At 49.4% G+C, this 17876-nt stretch carries 17 protein-coding genes; 5 read left to right on the forward strand and 12 right to left on the reverse strand.

Going from position 1 to position 17876, the window contains the following annotated elements; all coding sequences use genetic code 11:
- Positions 1–578: 578 nt before the first annotated feature.
- The 6 genes from ACLTD4_RS14525 to ACLTD4_RS14550 all read right to left on the reverse strand — a co-directional run bounded on the left by ACLTD4_RS14525 (position 579) and on the right by ACLTD4_RS14550 (position 5602).
- Positions 579–896 carry a carboxymuconolactone decarboxylase family protein gene (locus ACLTD4_RS14525; protein WP_002604514.1) on the reverse strand — a complete coding sequence of 106 codons (318 nt, stop codon included), beginning with the start codon at positions 894–896 and terminating at the stop codon, positions 579–581.
- A 102-nt stretch (positions 897–998) separates the two neighbouring features.
- Positions 999–1838, reverse strand: a complete 840-nt coding sequence (locus tag ACLTD4_RS14530; protein ID WP_243008314.1) for an RNA polymerase sigma factor — start codon at positions 1836–1838, stop codon at positions 999–1001.
- 26 nt (positions 1839–1864) lie between these two features.
- Positions 1865–3043 (reverse strand): DHHW family protein, encoded by a 1179-nt coding sequence (locus tag ACLTD4_RS14535; RefSeq protein ID WP_117622649.1) that lies wholly within the window; start codon positions 3041–3043, stop codon positions 1865–1867.
- Between the two features lie 55 nt (positions 3044–3098).
- A complete protein-coding gene (locus ACLTD4_RS14540; RefSeq protein ID WP_117622648.1) occupies positions 3099–4502 on the reverse strand; it encodes an MBOAT family O-acyltransferase in 1404 nt (467 codons plus the stop codon).
- A 2-nt stretch (positions 4503–4504) separates the two neighbouring features.
- Positions 4505–5077, reverse strand: a complete 573-nt coding sequence (locus tag ACLTD4_RS14545) for a DUF4358 domain-containing protein (RefSeq protein WP_055656669.1) — start codon at positions 5075–5077, stop codon at positions 4505–4507.
- Positions 5078–5311: 234 nt separating this feature from the next.
- Positions 5312–5602, reverse strand: a complete 291-nt coding sequence (locus ACLTD4_RS14550; protein ID WP_055656667.1) for a hypothetical protein — start codon at positions 5600–5602, stop codon at positions 5312–5314.
- Between the two features lie 188 nt (positions 5603–5790).
- Between ACLTD4_RS14550 and ACLTD4_RS14555 the strand changes: the two genes are divergently transcribed.
- A complete protein-coding gene (locus tag ACLTD4_RS14555; protein WP_055656665.1) occupies positions 5791–6819 on the forward strand; it encodes a 3-deoxy-7-phosphoheptulonate synthase in 1029 nt (342 codons plus the stop codon).
- Between the two features lie 60 nt (positions 6820–6879).
- Here ACLTD4_RS14555 and ACLTD4_RS14560 read toward each other — a convergent pair whose 3' ends face one another.
- Complete coding sequence (locus tag ACLTD4_RS14560) at positions 6880–8838, reverse strand: CAP domain-containing protein (protein WP_181988645.1); 1959 nt, start codon at positions 8836–8838, stop codon at positions 6880–6882.
- A 194-nt stretch (positions 8839–9032) separates the two neighbouring features.
- Between ACLTD4_RS14560 and ACLTD4_RS14565 the strand changes: the two genes are divergently transcribed.
- The 3 genes from ACLTD4_RS14565 (at position 9033) to ACLTD4_RS14575 (ending at position 13010) form a co-directional block, all read left to right on the forward strand.
- The gene (locus tag ACLTD4_RS14565; protein WP_117622646.1) at positions 9033–10280 is read left to right on the forward strand and encodes an MFS transporter; all 1248 of its coding nucleotides are present in this window, start codon (positions 9033–9035) and stop codon (positions 10278–10280) included.
- Positions 10281–10652: 372 nt separating this feature from the next.
- The gene (locus ACLTD4_RS14570; RefSeq protein WP_002604536.1) at positions 10653–10898 is read left to right on the forward strand and encodes an HPr family phosphocarrier protein; all 246 of its coding nucleotides are present in this window, start codon (positions 10653–10655) and stop codon (positions 10896–10898) included.
- Positions 10899–10919: 21 nt separating this feature from the next.
- A complete protein-coding gene (locus ACLTD4_RS14575) occupies positions 10920–13010 on the forward strand; it encodes a glycogen debranching protein (RefSeq protein WP_117622645.1) in 2091 nt (696 codons plus the stop codon).
- 301 nt (positions 13011–13311) lie between these two features.
- Here the strand turns inward: ACLTD4_RS14575 and ACLTD4_RS14580 are convergent, their stop codons facing one another.
- From ACLTD4_RS14580 to ACLTD4_RS14600, 5 genes are all read right to left on the reverse strand, one after another.
- Positions 13312–14145, reverse strand: a complete 834-nt coding sequence (locus ACLTD4_RS14580; protein ID WP_002604538.1) for an undecaprenyl-diphosphate phosphatase — start codon at positions 14143–14145, stop codon at positions 13312–13314.
- Positions 14146–14167: 22 nt separating this feature from the next.
- Positions 14168–14842 carry a uracil-DNA glycosylase gene (locus ACLTD4_RS14585; protein WP_110324664.1) on the reverse strand — a complete coding sequence of 225 codons (675 nt, stop codon included), beginning with the start codon at positions 14840–14842 and terminating at the stop codon, positions 14168–14170.
- Between the two features lie 61 nt (positions 14843–14903).
- Entirely contained in the window at positions 14904–15665 is a 762-nt protein-coding gene (gene hisF / locus ACLTD4_RS14590; RefSeq protein ID WP_002604540.1) for an imidazole glycerol phosphate synthase subunit HisF, read from the reverse strand.
- A gap of 11 nt (positions 15666–15676) precedes the next feature.
- A complete protein-coding gene (gene hisH / locus ACLTD4_RS14595; RefSeq protein ID WP_117622644.1) occupies positions 15677–16285 on the reverse strand; it encodes an imidazole glycerol phosphate synthase subunit HisH in 609 nt (202 codons plus the stop codon).
- 61 nt (positions 16286–16346) lie between these two features.
- The gene (locus ACLTD4_RS14600) at positions 16347–16976 is read right to left on the reverse strand and encodes a hypothetical protein (RefSeq protein WP_117622643.1); all 630 of its coding nucleotides are present in this window, start codon (positions 16974–16976) and stop codon (positions 16347–16349) included.
- A 240-nt stretch (positions 16977–17216) separates the two neighbouring features.
- Between ACLTD4_RS14600 and ACLTD4_RS14605 the strand changes: the two genes are divergently transcribed.
- The gene (locus tag ACLTD4_RS14605; RefSeq protein WP_242354583.1) at positions 17217–17657 is read left to right on the forward strand and encodes a DUF4430 domain-containing protein; all 441 of its coding nucleotides are present in this window, start codon (positions 17217–17219) and stop codon (positions 17655–17657) included.
- Positions 17658–17876: the final 219 nt, after the last annotated feature.

Consider the following 17876-nt stretch of genomic DNA (forward strand, 5'->3'; position numbering starts at 1 on the left):
ACATACCCTTTACCATAAAACAGTTCATTGAAGCATTGTCAATAAGCCCGCATTCACTTTTATTGTGAACAGTATCGTAAACAGAGGAAAAAGCAAAAAATGTCGAAAACAGATTCCTTTTGCTCTCTCAATTTGCTATAATTAAGTCAGGCTTATTGCTGTGATAAAATGCAGGAACGACTCTGTGCCACCAGATTGTTTTGCTTTGCGTTCACGCGATAAGCTTTTTCCTGCACTTTTTTATGTTTTTTCTCCCCCCTCTCCTTCTGAATGTATTATCACATAGTTTTTTGTGTGTTTTGAATAGAATATTTTTTCATGAAACTGTAATTTTATTAGTATTGTTCAATAGCCCCTTCCTCCCCTCTCTCTGTCCATGTAATTTCTTAAGCAATACCTGTACTTTTTATTTCTAATATTTTCCATCCGTTCTCATCACAGTTAATGACGCAGCGCTGTTCCAGTACAGCTTCTTCGCAAAATAAAAAACGCCCCCATACGGGACATTCAACTTCTTTGTCCTGTATGGGGGCACTGCATTTTTTAACCGCTTCTCAAGCTTCCTTCACCCGGATGTCTCACGATTCCCCGTAACACTCTGCGGCTGCTGAAAGCGCATCGATCACCTGTATTCCTACGGCCGGAAGACCGACTAAAACTGCGCTCATGACTTCAGCCTTTGTCGCTCCCAGCTCTTTTGCAGAATCCACATGGTAGGCAATGCCTCCGGTCATGCGCAGAGCGGCCAGTACGGATAAGTAGGCCAGCTCCTGCGTCTTTCTGTCCAGCGCACTGGCCTGCGAACCTTTCATGACCATTTCCATGTACGCCTTCCCGGTTTCTCCAGTCTCACTCAGCAAAATCTTAAATCCATTTCCCATCTTACTTTTCTCCATGTTACATTCTCCATTCTCTATTTTGGTTTTATGGTATTGAAACGATCACACGGCCTGCTGCCAGTCCCTATAACCGCTTCTATAAAGTAAGATGCTGTGAAATTATGAAAGTCCCGTTTTTTCTGCATTATTTTTAAAAAAAGTTCCGATTGCCGACGCCACCGTATCATACCATTCCTGCGACGGAACGCGGTCCGGAATGTTTCGGTAATAATGGAGAATCTGTCTCCTCGTTTCTTCGTTCGGCTGATACCCGGTACCCCGGTAGTCCAGTACGGTGATCCGCGTTCTTGTCTCCCTCTGCAGAGCATTCCTGTTATTAGAAAATTCAATCCATGCCGAACATCTGCAGGGATTTTTCTCATCCAGGATGCCGCAGTGGTCACGGAAGAAAGACTCCAGACTCAGCCTCGCCCTGTATAAAAGCCCCTTTACCGCCTTGGGCGTAACATCGAGAATTTCTGCCGTCTCCGGAATGGACAGGCCAAACATATCTACAAGCGAAAATGCAGCCCTCTGATTCAAAGGCAGCTTCCCCGCCATCGCAAGAAAGCAGCCGTCCCGAAGCCTTTCAACCTCCTCCGACACGATAACTTCTTCCACAGGAGACGGAATGCTTTCAGTAAGAAGACTCCCCTCCCGCTCCAGGGCCTCCATATCATCCGTAAAGCTGAGAGGGGTGCTGGCCTGTTTACGGATCTTCATCCGAAATTCATTGACACAGATTGTTCGCAGCCAGCTCTTCACCGCCGCCGGATTCTTAAGTTCCGGGCAGTGCAGCCACGCCTTTAAGAGCGTCTCCTGGGACAGGTCCTCTGCCTCCTGCACATCCGTTGTCAGACGGAATGCAAGCCCATACACGAACCTTCCATATTGCTCAATCCATTCTTCAGTTCCCAAGTCCACATTGCCTGCTGCCTTCTGTTGTATATCCTTCATCATACACCTCGCCGCAGTTCACAGCCCTGCTATTTATAAACCAGCCGTGATACCGTTTTTTCCTTTGCAAATCCCGGAATCTGGTACATCACCAGAACATCCGTGATCCCCTGTTCCTCCATCCACTCCTTCAAATTCAGGTTCAGGTACCGCAGGTCCGCCATATACACGGTTCCGAAATGGTTGGCCGTAAACACGGCGAAGCTGTGGGCGTAGGAGTCCTTGATTATGAAAAGCTTCTTTTCCTTCTGATCTCCTTCTATGCTCCTGTTTTCGATCTTGGTTATGGCATGGTTGCCGTCGAGATACATGGCGTATTTGTCCTTTCCCTTTAATGCATCAGGAAAGTAGAGGGAATCATATTCCTTCGGTTCCCCGTCGAAAGACACCCGGTAATTCTGCGGCTCCTTCGGCTGCCACACCTCGATGGAATCGTACCGCCACGGAACATTGAGTTTGGAATAGACCGTTCCATGAAACTCGCTGCTGGCCGTCCGGATATCAAACATGTCTTCCGTCCACGGGATAAGCCCCATGGACTCCGCCCACAGCCGGTATCCCAAAAACGCCCCTCTGGCGGTCCAATGGTGATCCGTCCGGTAGTACAGCTCCTCGTCCCGAAACGATTTTAAGCAGTCTTCTGCCGGAAGCACCATCTCCGGGGAGTTCCCTGCTTCTTTCAGGCGTTCAAAAAGCAGCTCCGTTACCCGGCCCTGATCGTAGGGCGCGGCGAGAAATGGCAGCCGGTCTGTCATGACCTGGGACGCCGATGGTACAAGCATCACCCGCACATGGTCTTTCCCCAGGGACTTCTCCGCCGCCCCTGTAAATGCGGCCAGCTTCTCCATATTTTTGTTCAGCTGCTCCCCTTCCACGTCCTCTGTATCGTATTTCTCGATCAGATAGCCGTCTTTCCCAAAGTATACGCCGTTTACATCTTCCTGAAAGGCCAGACGCTCTGACGTAACCTTCAGACCGATCCATCCGTTTCTTCCCGGAAACTGATCGCTCAAATACTGTTCATACTTCTCTCCATAGCTTCCATCCAGCAGAGACTTCACCGTAAATTCCGGTTTCTTTTGCAGATACCGGTTCTCCGAGTCGGAAAACGCCTTCTGCGGCGTAATCATACCCGCCAGGGATACAATCCCCAAAAAGCCCAGAAACAGGAAGGTCATGCCTCTGTCACTGTATCTCTCTTTCTTCATAAACTCTCCTCATTTCCAACGCTACTGTCTCCTGGCGTAAATACGCCGGGAGGCACTAGAACCTGAAATACAGAAACGGATTATAACTGGCATCTACCAGAAATGCAACCGACAGCACAAGAATAACCGCCACAAACAGCAATTCGGCCGTCTCTCTCACACGTCCCGAAAGCTTCCTGCACAAGATCCCCGGAAGCGGTGTAGAACCCAGGACAGCCGCCGCAAGTAACGGCAGATTGGTCACCAGCAAATACCACGTTCTCCGGCTTGCAAAGGCGATACCTCCGGCGCCGGCCATCTGGGTGAAGTACTGAAGCCCCTCCGCCATATTTTCATGTGCAAACAGCACCCAGCCAAGAAAGACGAAGACCATGGCGTATGCGCTTCTGACGGCAGATGGCATCTTCTCCAGATACGGCTTCAGAATAAACTTCTCAAGCAGCAGAAGCACACCGAAATAGAGCCCCCATAAAAGGTAATTCCAGGCCGCTCCGTGCCAGATTCCTGTCAGCAGCCAGACGATCGCGATGTTCCGCACCTGCACCGCAGCGCCTCTCCTGTTTCCGCCCAGCGGTATATACACATACTCCTTAAACCAGGTGCTCAGGGTGATATGCCACCTGCGCCAGAAATCGGTGATGCTCTTCGCCGTATAGGGATACCGGAAATTCTCCGGGAAGTGAAAGCCCATCATCGCGCCCAGCCCCATGGCCATATCGGAATAACCGGAAAAATCAAAGTAGATCTGCATGCCGAACGCCAGAATCCCCATCCACATCATCAGGACGGTCCGCTCTGCATCCGGAACTCCCGAAATCTGCGTCCACAGCGCTCCTATGGTATTGGCGATCAATACCTTCTTTCCCAGGCCCACGGCAAACAGAAAGACTCCCCTGGAAAATCCGGCGAAGTTCTCAGTCCGCTCCCGCAGTTCCTCTGCAATGGTATGATACCGCACGATTGGTCCCGCAATCAGCTGGGGAAACATGGAGACATAGGCGCCGAAATCGATGATATTCTTCTGCGGGCTGGCCTCCTTCCGGTAGATGTCGATCGTGTATGACATGGTCTGGAACGTATAAAAGGAAATACCGATAGGAAGCGCCAGTCCCGGAAGAGGGAATGCAAGCCCGGTCAGCCGCCCCACGGTTTCCAAAAGGAAATCCGCGTATTTAAAGACACCTAAAAGCCCCAGATTGATGATGACCGAGGAAGCCACACAGAGCCTGGCCCGCTTCTGTTTTCCCTCTTCCATAAAGCGCCACACCAGACGTCCGTGGACGTAATCGACCAGCGTGGAAAACAGCAGCAGTGAGATGTACACCGGTTCTCCCCAACCATAAAAAATGAGGCTCCCAATGAACAGAACCCCATTGCGGAACCTCTTTGGAGCAGCAAAATATACAATTAACATAACCGGCAGAAACCGGAATAAGAATAACAGGCTGGAAAATACCATGTTTACCCCTCAAAGAATGCGTTAATTGCGTCAACTGCCTTCTTGTTTTCTTCCTGTGCAGATTGAAGGGCAGCCTCTTCGCCCTGCTCCTGCGCTTCCTCAGAAGCCGTTCCCAGCATAACGAAGAACACATAATCTCCGTGGCGGACTACTTCAGACGCCTGCACCTTGCTGATGTTCATCGGATACTGCATGGAATCTTCCACGAGACGGGTGCGGTAATCGCCGAGAAGCTTCTCCACATCCCCGCCCTTTCCTTCCTTCGCCCTGATGGCCACAAAGGTGTCCACATGGACGCTGATCATCGGTCCTTCCGCGATGAATTCCTCGTATAAATCCGCCGGAACTCCGAATATATCGTTTAATGCCTGTGCGTCATAGGCTGCGCTTGGTATATAATTTTCTCCGTATACATCTTTTACTGCCTGGTGAACTTTCTCCAAATCCACCGTAATCGCCTGTGTGGACTCTGCCACAGTTCCTGACCCGCCGTTATCCGGGCCCTTCTTGCCTCCACAGGCCGTAAGGCTTATCGCTGTCAGAACCAGCGCGGTTACAAATACTGATTTTCTCATAAATTTCTCCTTTATCTGTTCTACTTACGCGGATTCATTATAATATAGAACCGGCCAGATATCTATAGCATATCTCATACGAAATACTGAAGGTTCTCTTACGAACCGTCAGTTCATTCCCTGTCCTTCATTCCCCGTCATTTCATCAAATGAAATCAGCCATACTGCAATGAAAAAGCCTGCACACCCCTTACCTCCATTATTCCAGGTCAAATAAGGCGATGTGCAGGCGTATCAAAATTCAAAATCATCAAACCCATAGAGCAGCGGATAAGGCGCACAGTCCCGCAGGGGGGCCTGGATCGTTCCCTTCACGCCTCTGCTGAATGCCGGTCTGCGTGTGGCAGACTTTGTTCTGTTCTTAATCAGCCGGCCGCCCTTCCCCAGTTCTCCCACATAATATCCGTCCTGATCATAAATATCTCTGCCAAAAAACTTCCCGAGCACGGTGCCGTCACAGGCCACCAGATACTCCTTCTGTCTGACTCCCACGTATTTACCGCCCCAGGTCCAGAATCTATCCATACTCTCACACCATTCCCTTTTCTCAAATCTTTTCTCATATCATACACTATTTTTGTAAAAAAAGGAACACCCGGATTCCCTTGTTTGAACACATTTCCTAAAATTTCGGTCAGGTATAGATTTTTCCGATATTCTGGTATATAATTGGCAACAACAAAAGAGAAGAATCTTATCTTCAGGAGGATACCATGGGATTTCAATATGTAAACAACCTTCCGACCCCGGATGAAATCAAAGAACGCTTCCCTCTTCCGGCTGAATTAAAAGAGCGGAAGGCAAAGAGGGACCAGGAGGTCAGCGATGTTCTGACCGGCAAAAGCGATAAATTTCTCGTGATCATTGGTCCGTGCTCTGCGGACAATGAAGATTCCGTGTGCGACTACGCAGAACGCTTAATCAAGGTTCAGGAGAAGACCGCGGACCGTCTCATCATCATTCCGCGTGTCTACACCAACAAACCGCGTACCACCGGCGAGGGATACAAGGGAATGCTTCATCAGCCGGACCCGGAGAAAAAACCGGATATGCATGAGGGACTCATCGCCATTCGCAAGATGCACATGCGTGTATTTGCCGAGACAGGCTTCCCCACCGCCGATGAAATGCTCTATCCGGAGAACATGACTTATCTGGATGATATCATGTCCTACGTGGCCATCGGAGCCCGGTCCGTAGAGAACCAGCAGCACCGTCTTACCGCCAGCGGCTGTGACGTGGCCGTCGGCATGAAAAATCCGACCAGCGGCGACTTATCCGTTATGCTGAACTCCGTCGTAGCGGCACAGCAGGGTCATGATTTTACATACCGCGGCTGGGAAGTAAAGAGCGGCGGCAATCCGCTGGCTCATACCATTCTCCGCGGCGCAGTCAACAAACACGGCCAGTGCATTCCGAACTACCATTTTGAAGATCTGGTTCTGCTTCAGGAACTTTACGCCAAGCGCAACCTGGATAATGCAGCCTGTATCGTGGATACCAACCACTCCAATTCCAACAAGAAATACATGGAACAGATCCGCATCGCCAAAGAAGTTCTTCACAGCAGAAGACATGCGGCTCAGATCAAGGATCTGGTCAAGGGCCTGATGATCGAAAGCTACATTGAGCCAGGCAGCCAGAAAGTCGGCGAGCACTGCTACGGGAAATCTATCACCGATCCCTGTCTTGGATGGACAGATTCTGAACGACTGCTTTATGAGATTGCGGAAAACGTATAAAAATAAGAGAACAGCCGCGCACGAGGTTTTAATCCTGTGCGCGGCTGTTGTACTTTGCCCTTACTTTGTCTGAACGACTCCATTTACAGTCCATTCACCGTTCTCATTCACGGTATTCCCATCAATCACACCATTCCGCATCATTTTCCCGCGCGTGCCATCTGAATTGGGGTTAAAATAATAGCATTTCTGTACGCCATTCTGATCTGGAACCCAGCACCAGCCGGTAACCATCTTTCCTCTGGTTCCATCCGAATTTTGATTTAAGTAAAACAGATTCTCCCCGTCCTGATACCATCCAGTTACCATGTTTCCATTCGCATCAAAGAAAAACCAGTCAAAAGAATTTTGCCTTGATGTAGGATTGGCATATGGATTGTATACTGCCGCCCACTGATTGAGGTAAGGCATTCCATTTGAATCGGTAAATCTCCAGCCGCCCTCCTTTGTCTGTGTCCAATCCCCCTTTACCACGTAATCAGGGATCGATTCTGCCCCTGATATACCGGCTGCACCAGGCCCTTTTCCGGTTCCTCCCGCTGAAGAACCGCCTCCACCCGATGAAGAACCGCCGCTTCCGTAAGAATGGGATCCACCGCCTCCGGAGCCGCTTCCTCCACCGCTATTGGAAGAAGAACCGCCTTTTATGGTGACGGTAAACGACGCTTCCAGGTCTTTGTATTTCACAGTGATTGTCTGCTGCCCCTCCTGATTCGCATCATAACCGGTACACATCTGCGAAATTACCGGCATATACGAAATCCCATGTTCGGTACAGTTCAATGCCGCGACAACTCCAAAATCTTCAATTGCCGAAGCCTTTTTAAATGTCATGTCTGCCGGCACAAACAGCTCCATATGGTTCAGCTTATCATCGTAGCATCCAGAAAACATCTGCACCCAATAATTATTTGACTCTCCTGTCGCAAAATGTACAAAATTGTCATTCATTATATTTTTATAATGCCCGGAACTGTGCATCCACCCATTCATAACGGCCGCCGGGCTCGAGTATCCCCATGCTATATTTTCTCCCATTGAGCTGGTAGTATAGCCGATCTCATTAAAAACCGTAAAACAGCTGCTTCCGTCAGGCCGGATATGGGAATATTTCTGTGTCAGTTCCTTTTTCCTTATATCAGTCCCTGTCTGCATAAGGGGAACCATGGAAAGAGGAAGGTGTCCTTCCTTCATACGGTTCTGATTGGTAATCCGAAACACGGTCCATTCCCTTGAAGTGTACATATCCTCAGACGGTGGAACCATTTCATCATAACAGAGGTACTTACAGGATACCTCGTATCCGTCAGCTGTCTGAAAAAATAAATTCGCTCGGCCTCTTTTCTTTGCAGTAAAGACTCCCTCCTGGGTGATACTGATCACGTTTCCGTTGTCGCTGCGCCATACCCCTTCAGGAGCCTCTTCAAAGCCGGAAAACGTAATCTTAACCTGACCGGTGATCCCGACTGTCACTTCCTGATCCTGCATCAGAATTTCTTTATCAGAAACAACGACTTCTAAAACCCTTCCCTCCGTCTCCTGGGGGTCCTGGGTTTCATCTGAGCTGCGTTTCACTGCGGTCACCTTATATTGATACGTCTTTCCTTTTTCAGCAGTTTTATCTGTGTAGTTTCTTTTCCATGTCCCAGACTCCAGCTTTATGTAATCACTGCCGTCTTCAGAACGATACAGATTGCACTGATAGGAACCGGAGACGTTCCACTTGATCTGTACATATCTGTGATAATTATTCACAAGGACAATGTCCGTAATTTTCTCACTTTCATCCCACTTCATCAGCAGTGCATTGGACCTGGTTGCCTTATTCTGGGCATTTGAATCCGTCGCCTTGTCATAGTTCTCATCTTTTTCAGCATTTGAGCTGCTGGCTGTCCTCACCTTTGATGCGTACTCTGATCCAAGGCCATGCTCTGGTCTGCTGCCTGTGTCTGCCCATGCATAATTACTGCAAACCAGTACAAAAGTCAGCGCCAAAGCCAGTATTCGTTTCTTTTTCATCTCATATCCCCCTTCATGTCCCGATTGTAAGGATTTTAAATGCACCATTTTCCTTACAATTCCATTAAATTTTTATTAACTGAGATCAATTATACAATGCCCTTCCCTGATTATCAAGCGATTCAAAATTATATTACTAATTTCGCATCATTTATTGTATACTATATTTCTAATCACCAACTGGGGGAAATGATATGAACGCATTACAGAGAAACTGGAAACAGAATTTTTTTACGATATGGGCGGGGCAGGCTTTTTCCCAATTTTCAAGCGCTGTCCTTCAGTTTGCCATTGTGTGGTACTTGACGGATCAGACCGGCTCGGCTCTCGTCCTGACAGCCGCCATGATGATGGGATTTTTACCGCAGGGAGTCCTGGGGCCGTTTATCGGGGTGTTCATCGACCGGTATAACCGAAAACGGATCATGATTCTCTCGGATCTGTTCATCTCCGCCGCCAGTTTGGTCATGGTAATCGCCGGCTGGACGGGGACATTGTCAACCGAACTGATCCTCGTGGTCCTGTTTTTCCGTTCCATCGGTTCTGCCTTTCACATACCGTGTCTCCAGGCCGTTACGCCGCAGATTGTTCCGGAGGATCAGCTGACCCGCTGTGCCGGATATTCCCAGGCTTTAGAATCCGTATCACAGATACTAAGCCCGGTACTGGCTGCCGTATTCTACAGCTCCTGGAGTTTAAGCGGCATCATCTTTCTGGATGTCCTGGGCGCATTGGCCGCGGTCTTCACACTGGCCATAACAGAGATACCGAAACTGCCGGAAGAGGAAAACAGGGGAAAAGTCCATGTACTGCGGGAGGCCATGGAGGGCTTCTTAATTCTGAAGACGAATAAGGGCATGCTGGGTCTGGTTCTGATCAGCACCCTGTATACCCTGGCGCTGATGCCGACCAGTGCGTTGTTCCCGCTGATGAGCATGTCGTATTTTCATGGAACCAGCACAAATGCAAGCGTCGTCGAAGTCGTATTTTCGATCGGGCTGTTGTTCGGCTCTCTTATACTATCGAAATGGGGCGGAACGAAAAACAGGATTTATACCATTGTCGGTTCGTTTCTGCTGATGAGCTTCAGTTTATTTATATCCGGGCTTCTTCCTGAGCATGGTTTTGCTGCATTCGTCTTCTGCTCCTGGCTGATGGGCGTGTCCGGTCCGTTTTATTGGGGAATCTACACACCACTGCTGCAAAGCAGCTTCGAAGCAAAATATCTGGGACGCGTTCTATCGTTATCCGGCAGCATCCGGCTGATCAGCGGACCGGTCGGATTATCCGTCTCTGGAGTATTTGCGGAGCGCTTTGGCGTTGAGAAATGGTTTATTATCGCCGGATGGCTGGTGCTCATCGCGTCGTTTTTATGTCTTGCGATACCAGCCGTGCGCAATTGTAATCGACAGGCGGAAGGACAGGAGGGGGAGGGGCTGTAATATTTCTGAGGTCCCTGGATTACAGGCCGGCTATGAACCTCCGGGCCGCATGGATCATATTATATCTGTGTGACCTGGCCCTATTGCAGATATTATAACCAGCGCTGTTATCTGAAAGGTTTCCGCACATTCCCAGTTTTAGTGGATACATGTAGCCACCATTTAGTTTTTACACATATTTCACAAAATTTTCACGATTAAACTGTTTATTTTTTTGCTTTATTCTTGTATCGCGCTAAAATATATGGTAGAATATAGATAGATTGATTTATCTATATTTCACAGTTCACCAATCTTTTTCTGGAAGAGTATCTTAATGTTTTGTCACCCGACGTACGGATTATCCGCCCGCCATAAAAAGGAGGCTGGGATATGCGAACGAAACAAGTTGACATTTATCAGCGTTATACCCCCATCCCCATAGCTGTTTTAATTACGGCGGCCAATTGTTTTGACTGCGACATCTATATCGATAATGGCAAATCGAAAGTAAATGTAAAAGACTATGATGAGATGAAAAAAGGACTGGTAACGCGGAACAGAAATTTACTATTTTACTTTGACGGCAAAGATGAGAAAGCCGCTGAAGGACGGATTGAGATGTTGTTTCAGCCTTAATCTGTCAGAAAGGACACCGATATGCCACAGTACACCGATGATTTCAGGCCGCTTGACACCATATCCGGTTTTTCCGTAAGACCAGGATTGTACGAAGAATTCGGCGCGCGTCTAATACCTGGAGGAGTCAGTTTCACGCTTCATTCTCAGGAAGCTGCGTCCTGCGAGCTGCTGCTGTTTCACCATAACGAAAACGAACCATACGCGAAGATCCCCATCCCGGACCGTTACCGGATCGGGAATGTCTATTCCATCATCGTGTTCGACTTAGACACCCGGGATTTGGAGTATGCGTTCAGCATTGATGGGCCGTATGATCCAAAGAAAGGGCTTATCTTCGACAAAACCAAATACCTTCTGGACATTTATGCGAAAGCCGTTACCGGACAGGGCACATGGGGCTCCAAGCCGGAAAGCGGCTTTCGGTATAAAGCGAGGGTAGTCTCAGACAATTTCAACTGGGACGACTGCTGCCATCCTCCGATTCCCATGGAGGATTTAATTATTTATGAGCTTCATGTCAGGGGATTTACAAGGGATGCTTCTTCCGGGGTCACCGCTCCCGGAACCTTTCAGGGAATCATGGAAAAGCTTCCCTATCTGGAGGACTTGGGCGTCAACGCCATCGAGCTGATGCCCATTTTTGAATTTGACGAGATGCGCAGCCAGCGCAGCGTGGACGGGAAGATGCTGCTGGATTACTGGGGCTACAATCCCGTCAGCTTCTTCGCTCCCAACACCAGCTACGCCTCAAAAAGCGAGCACAACCACGAGGGCCGGGAGCTGAAGACGCTCATCCGCACCATAAAAGAGCACGGCATGGAGGTCTATCTCGACGTCGTCTTCAATCACACCGCGGAAGGCAATGAAAGGGGCGGATTCTTCTCCTTTAAGGGCTTTGACAACCATATTTACTACATGCTGACCCCCGAAGGCTTCTACTATAATTTCAGCGGCTGCGGCAATACCTTAAACTGCAACCATCCCATCGTCCAGCAGCTGATTCTGGACTGCCTCCGGTACTGGACCATCCACTACCACGTGGACGGTTTCCGGTTTGATCTGGCTTCTATCCTCGGGCGAAGCGAGGATGGCACGCCGCTTCACAAGCCTCCGCTTCTGGAATCCTTATCCTACGATCCGGTGCTCGCCAGTGCGAAGCTGATCGCCGAGGCCTGGGACGCGGGAGGTCTGTACCAGGTCGGCTCCTTCTCTTCCTGGAACCGCTGGGCGGAGTGGAACGGCAAATACCGGGACGATATGCGCCGTTTTTTAAAGGGCGATGACAACACCGCCGCTGCAGCTGTCAAGAGAATCACCGGCTCGCCGGATCTCTATCCGCCGGCCACACGTGGATATAATTCCTCCGTCAACTTTCTGACGTGCCACGACGGTTTTACCCTCTATGACCTCTACAGTTACAACGAAAAACACAACGAGGCCAACGGCTGGAATAATACAGACGGAGACAGTAACAACAACAGCTGGAACTGCGGTATCGAGGGCGAGACCGATGATCCTGACATTCTGGCACTCCGTTTCCGCATGATCAAAAACGCCTGTGCAGTCTTAATGTGCAGCCGCGGGACTCCGATGTTCTTCGCCGGTGACGAATTCGGCAACACCCAGTACGGCAATAACAACGCCTACTGCCAGGACAATCACATTTCCTGGCTGGACTGGTCACTGCTGGAGAAGAACCGGGAAATCCATGCATTCTTCCGCCGTATGATCGCCATTCGAAGGAGTCATCCGGTAATCCGAAGGGAGACGGTTCCTTCCAGCACCGGATTTCCGCCTGTCAGCGTTCACGGAACAGAGGCCTGGAAGAATGAAACAGCGTCCTATACCCACTACATCGGCATCATGTACGCCGGGAAACACGACGACGGCACCGAGGATATCATCTACCTCGCCGTCAATACCTACTGGGAACCGCTCACCATCGGTCTGCCAAAACTTCCCGAAGGATTTTGCTGGAACCTGCTCATCGATACGGGGAGAGGGAAAGAAAGTATTCCGGAACGTGTGAGCGGCTGGAAAGAAGCGGCCTGCCATTCGGTCACGATTGGAGCGAGGGCTGTGATCGTCCTGGGAGCCGTGGAGATTTAAGAACAGTCTGTATAAGAAAAGTTTAAATAAGAAAAGTTTAAATAAGAAAGTTTGAATAAGTAAGTTTGAATAAGTAAGTTTGAATAAAAAACAGAGGCAATAATCCGCAATGCCCTGGTGGCGGATTATCATGCTGCAACCCCTGGTGGGTCTGCGGCATGCCTCTGTTTTTCGTTTTTCGTTTTTTATTTTCTATTTTATATTTTCTATTTTCTATTTTTAAATTTTAATTTTTAACTTTTTAGCTTTTCATTTACGTAAATCCACTTCTAAATCTAATATTATATGCTGCCAAACCGAATCAGCCGATAAAGGCTGTGATTCCAAAGTAGACTAAAACGATGGCTCCAAGGACGATTCTATAGTAGCCAAAGAATTTGAAATCGTGTTTTCTGATGTAGCCCATCAGGAAGCGGATTGCGTATACGGAGACGATGAAAGCCACTACCATGCCGAGGATCAGATAGAAGACCTGGGGGCCGGTGAAATGGAGACCGTATTTTACAATCTTTAAGAAGCTGGCACCGAACATAACAGGGATTCCCAAGAAAAAGGAAAACTCGGCGGCAGCGCCTCTGGAGCATCCAAGGATCATGGCGCCCAGGATGGTGGAACCGGACCGGGATGTGCCGGGGATCAGGGACAGGAGCTGAAACAGGCCTATGTAAAGCGCCGTCTGGTAGGAGATGTCTCCCACCCGCTGCATCTCAAAGTTTCGGCTTTTATTCGCGTTTTCAATGACGATGAACAGCACGCCATAGATAATTAAGGTGGCCGCAACGACATAACCGTTCATCAGGTATTTTTCCATAATGTCATCGATCAGAAGTCCTATGATGGCCGCCGGGATACACGCGAGAATAATTTTGGACCAAAGCTCCAGTGTAGCCCGCTTTTGTGCGGGTTTCTTCGTCGGTGAAAATGGATTCAGCTTATGGAAATACATGACCACGACCGCCAGAATCGCGCCTAGCTGGATCACGACCATAAACATGTTTTTAAAATCTTCCGGCTGCTTCAGATGGATGATTTCATCTACCAGTATCATATGGCCCGTACTGCTGATGGGGAGCCATTCGGTAAATCCCTCCACGATTCCAAGCACGATTACCTTTAATGTCTCAATTATACTCATCTCTTATTTTCCGTCTCCATTCTTATATATTTTCAATCTGCCAGTCTATGGGCTCCAGCCCGTTGGCCTTTAAATACTCATTGGTTTTGCTGAAATGCCTGCTTCCGAAAAAGCCCCGGAACGCAGAAAGGGGACTGGGATGCGGCGCCTCCAGAATCAGGTGCTTCGGATTGGTCAGCATACTCTTCTTATTCTGTGCCGGTCGGCCCCACAATAAGAATACCATCGGCCGGTCCTGCTCGTTTAAGATTTTGATAGCCGCGTCCGTAAATGTCTCCCATCCGATTCCCTGGTGGGAGTTAGCCGCATGAGCGCGGACAGTCAGCACTGTATTGAGCAGCATGACGCCCTGATCCGCCCACTTCTTTAAGTAGCCGTTATTGGGGATATCGCATCCCAGATCGTCGTGCAGCTCCTGATAAATGTTCACCAGCGACGGAGGTACAGCCACATCCGGCTTTACGGAGAAGCAGAGGCCGTGGGCCTGCCCGTAATTGTGGTAGGGGTCCTGCCCCAGAATCACCACCTTTACCTTGGAAAGGGGCGTAAACTGAAACGCATTGAAGATATCATCCGCCTCCGGAAAGACTCTTTTCGTCTCATACTCCTGCTTAACCTTCTTATAAAGTTCCTTGTAATATGGCTTCTTAAACTCCACACTCAGTGGTTCCAGCCAGTCATTATCGATTGCACCCATTTTGCTGTTATTTCCTTTCGTATTGTCCTGTATACTTTTGACTGTATCGTAATCCTCTGCCCTATAACCTCACAGGCAGTCCCCGGTCCGCCAGATAGCGCTTCAGATCCATGATCTCCAGTTCCTTATAATGGAACAGGGAGGCCGCCAGCGCAGCGTCAGCTTTTCCCGTCGTCAGGGCATTGTAAAAATGTTCTTTTGTTCCGGCGCCGCCCGACGCGATGAGCGGTACGGAGACGCAGTCTGCGATCACGGCGTTTAATTCATCGTCATATCCGGCCTTTGTGCCGTCACAGTCCATGCTGGTTAAGAGAATCTCCCCCGCGCCCATGCGGTCGGCCTTCATGGCCCACTCCACTGCGTCAAGCCCCGTGTCGATACGGCCGCCGTTTTTGTATACATTCCATCCGCTTCCGTCGGCCCGCCTTCTGGCATCGATGGCGACAACCACGCACTGGCGTCCGAATTTGTCCGCCGCATCGGAGATCAGCTCCGGTGTGTTAATGGCAGAGGAATTGATGGATATCTTATCCGCGCCCTCCCGCAGAAGCAGTTTAAAATCATCTACCGTGCGGATTCCTCCGCCCACGGTAAATGGGATAAAAACCGTTTCCGCCACGCGGCGCACCATATCCACCACGGTATTTCGGTTGTCTGAGGAAGCTGTGATATCCAGAAAGACAAGTTCATCCGCTCCGGCCTTATCGTATGCGGCCGCGATCTCCACCGGATCTCCGGCATCCTTTAAATTCACGAAATTGACGCCCTTCACCACGCGTCCGTTATGTACATCGAGACATGGAATTATCCTTTTCGTCAGCATCCGGCCACCTCCTATTGTAGTTCGATGAAATTTTTCAGAATCTTTAAGCCCGTGGTACCGCTCTTTTCCGGGTGGAACTGACAGGCAAAGATGTTGCCGTGTTCCACGGAAGCGTGAAAACGGACACCGTAAACGGAGGACGCCGCCACATCCCTTTCATTCTCCGCTTTTAAATAATATGAATGGACAAAATACACATATTCCCCCGAAGCCAGTCCTTTAAAAAGCTTTGCTTCCGGACGGATGTCCAGACAGTTCCAGCCCATGTGAGGAACCTTGAGCCCCGGTGTATCCGGGAACTTCACAATCTCTCCCGGAAGAATTCCCAGACCGGGGACGCCTTCACTCTCCCCGCTCCGCTCAAATAAAAGCTGCAGCCCAAGACAAATCCCTAAAAACGGAGTTCCCTGGTCTGTCACGCGGTGAATCACATCCACTAATCCGTATTGACGGAGCTTCCCCATGGCATCTCCAAAGGAACCAACTCCCGGCAGAATCACCCGATCCGCGGAAAGAATCGTCTTCTCATCCCGGCTGATAACCGGCTGCTCTCCCAATGCATCCAGTGCCTTTTCCACACTTCTTAAATTTCCGGCATCGTAATCAATAATCGCTATCATGGCCGCCACCTCGTATCGCCTTTTTTCAACATTTTATCACAGGATACCTGATTGTACAACTTTAAAAGTTGAAGTATAAATTTCTAAAGTACTCTACGGAATTCACCGGGACAGACACAGCCGTTTCCCCCATTTCAGCGGAAAGCTGTGCAAATTTTCCATGGATCCGGTACATATGAGCCTTCTTATTCAGCGCCGCTGTCTTCTCAAACGGCCACCGGATCACCGTAGGCACGGCAAATCCAACCCCCAGCTCCAGAATAACCAGCCTCTTGTTCAACGTGCCGGCCAGCCAGGCTGTATAATTATTCCACTGTGGCAGATAGCCTTCCTCAATATAAGTTTCCGCCTTGATGGTATTTCCCGTAAGCGGCGCGCCGCAGTGAGGGCATATATCGTCCGGAATCTCCCCCGGCTCCCAGATATCCTTCGTGCAGGAGCGGGAGCACTGGCGCCACGTTTCATTTCCGCAGGGAGCCACAATTCTCGACGCATCGATCCCTGACTCAAAGATCCGTGCATCCGTCACCGTCGTCACGATAAAAAAGTCCCTGCCCTCTGTCAGCTCCGCCAGCTTCTCATACACATTTGCTATATCCGGGACAAGCTCCGCCTTCCACTCTTCCCCCAGACCGATCAATAATTTCTCACACTCTGCAATTTCCTGTCTGATATTACGATTTTCTTCCATTTTGACTCTCCGTTTCATCTCTTGTCCGGCCGCCCCCCGCTCCCGTTATCATGCCCATAGACGGCGGCCAACTGCCCCTCATTATACACCACCCCGGGCATTGGGAAAAGTATTTTCTCAGTATCCCTAAATTTTCTTGAGTTTCCCTGCCTTTTTATGCTATACTAGGAGCACTCAGTGAAGCACTTCATAAGCTTCATGTGAGTTATAAGATTTCACATGGATAGAAAGAAGACTTTAATGATGATTACAGACAAACAAGGACATAAGAGACTGAAACGTCCCTCCCCATTTCTCGGTGCCTGCGTGGCTGTGGCCGTGCTGGCGCTGCTGCTGGTTATCTATAACTTTTCAAAGCCCGTTCCCATGGTTGGCAGTAAGACCATCACCATCGATGTGGTTTACAAGGATGGCAGTGAGGACAGCTATCACGTTACTACCGAGGCGCAGTACTTGAAGGAGGCGGTGGATGACATTCCGGAGCTGACCATAGAAGGCACCACCACCGAGGAATACGGCCTCATGATGATTACCGTCAATGGAGTGCGGGCGGACTATACACAGGATGGAGCCTACTGGGCGCTGCTTTTAGATCATGAACCCTGCAATTACGGCATCACCATGCAGCCCATCAAAGACGGCGAAAATTACAGTATTGTATATACACCGGCGGACCAGTAATGGAGCCGCCGTTTCTTTGGGCAAAAGGGGATTCTTCCCCCACCATTCTCAGCTTCCCGGTCTGCCCCGGCTTGCTCATGCGGCCTTTCCTGTTCCGGTTTCGGGCATAAGCACTTCTAAACGTGCAGGATTTTTCTAAAAACCAGTGAAAATGCCCAAACTCGCTGCGCTCAAACAGGTGGGCATTTCCCCTGAATGAAAAATTCTGCGCGTTAAGAA

It is taken from the genome of Hungatella sp., assembly GCF_046966825.1.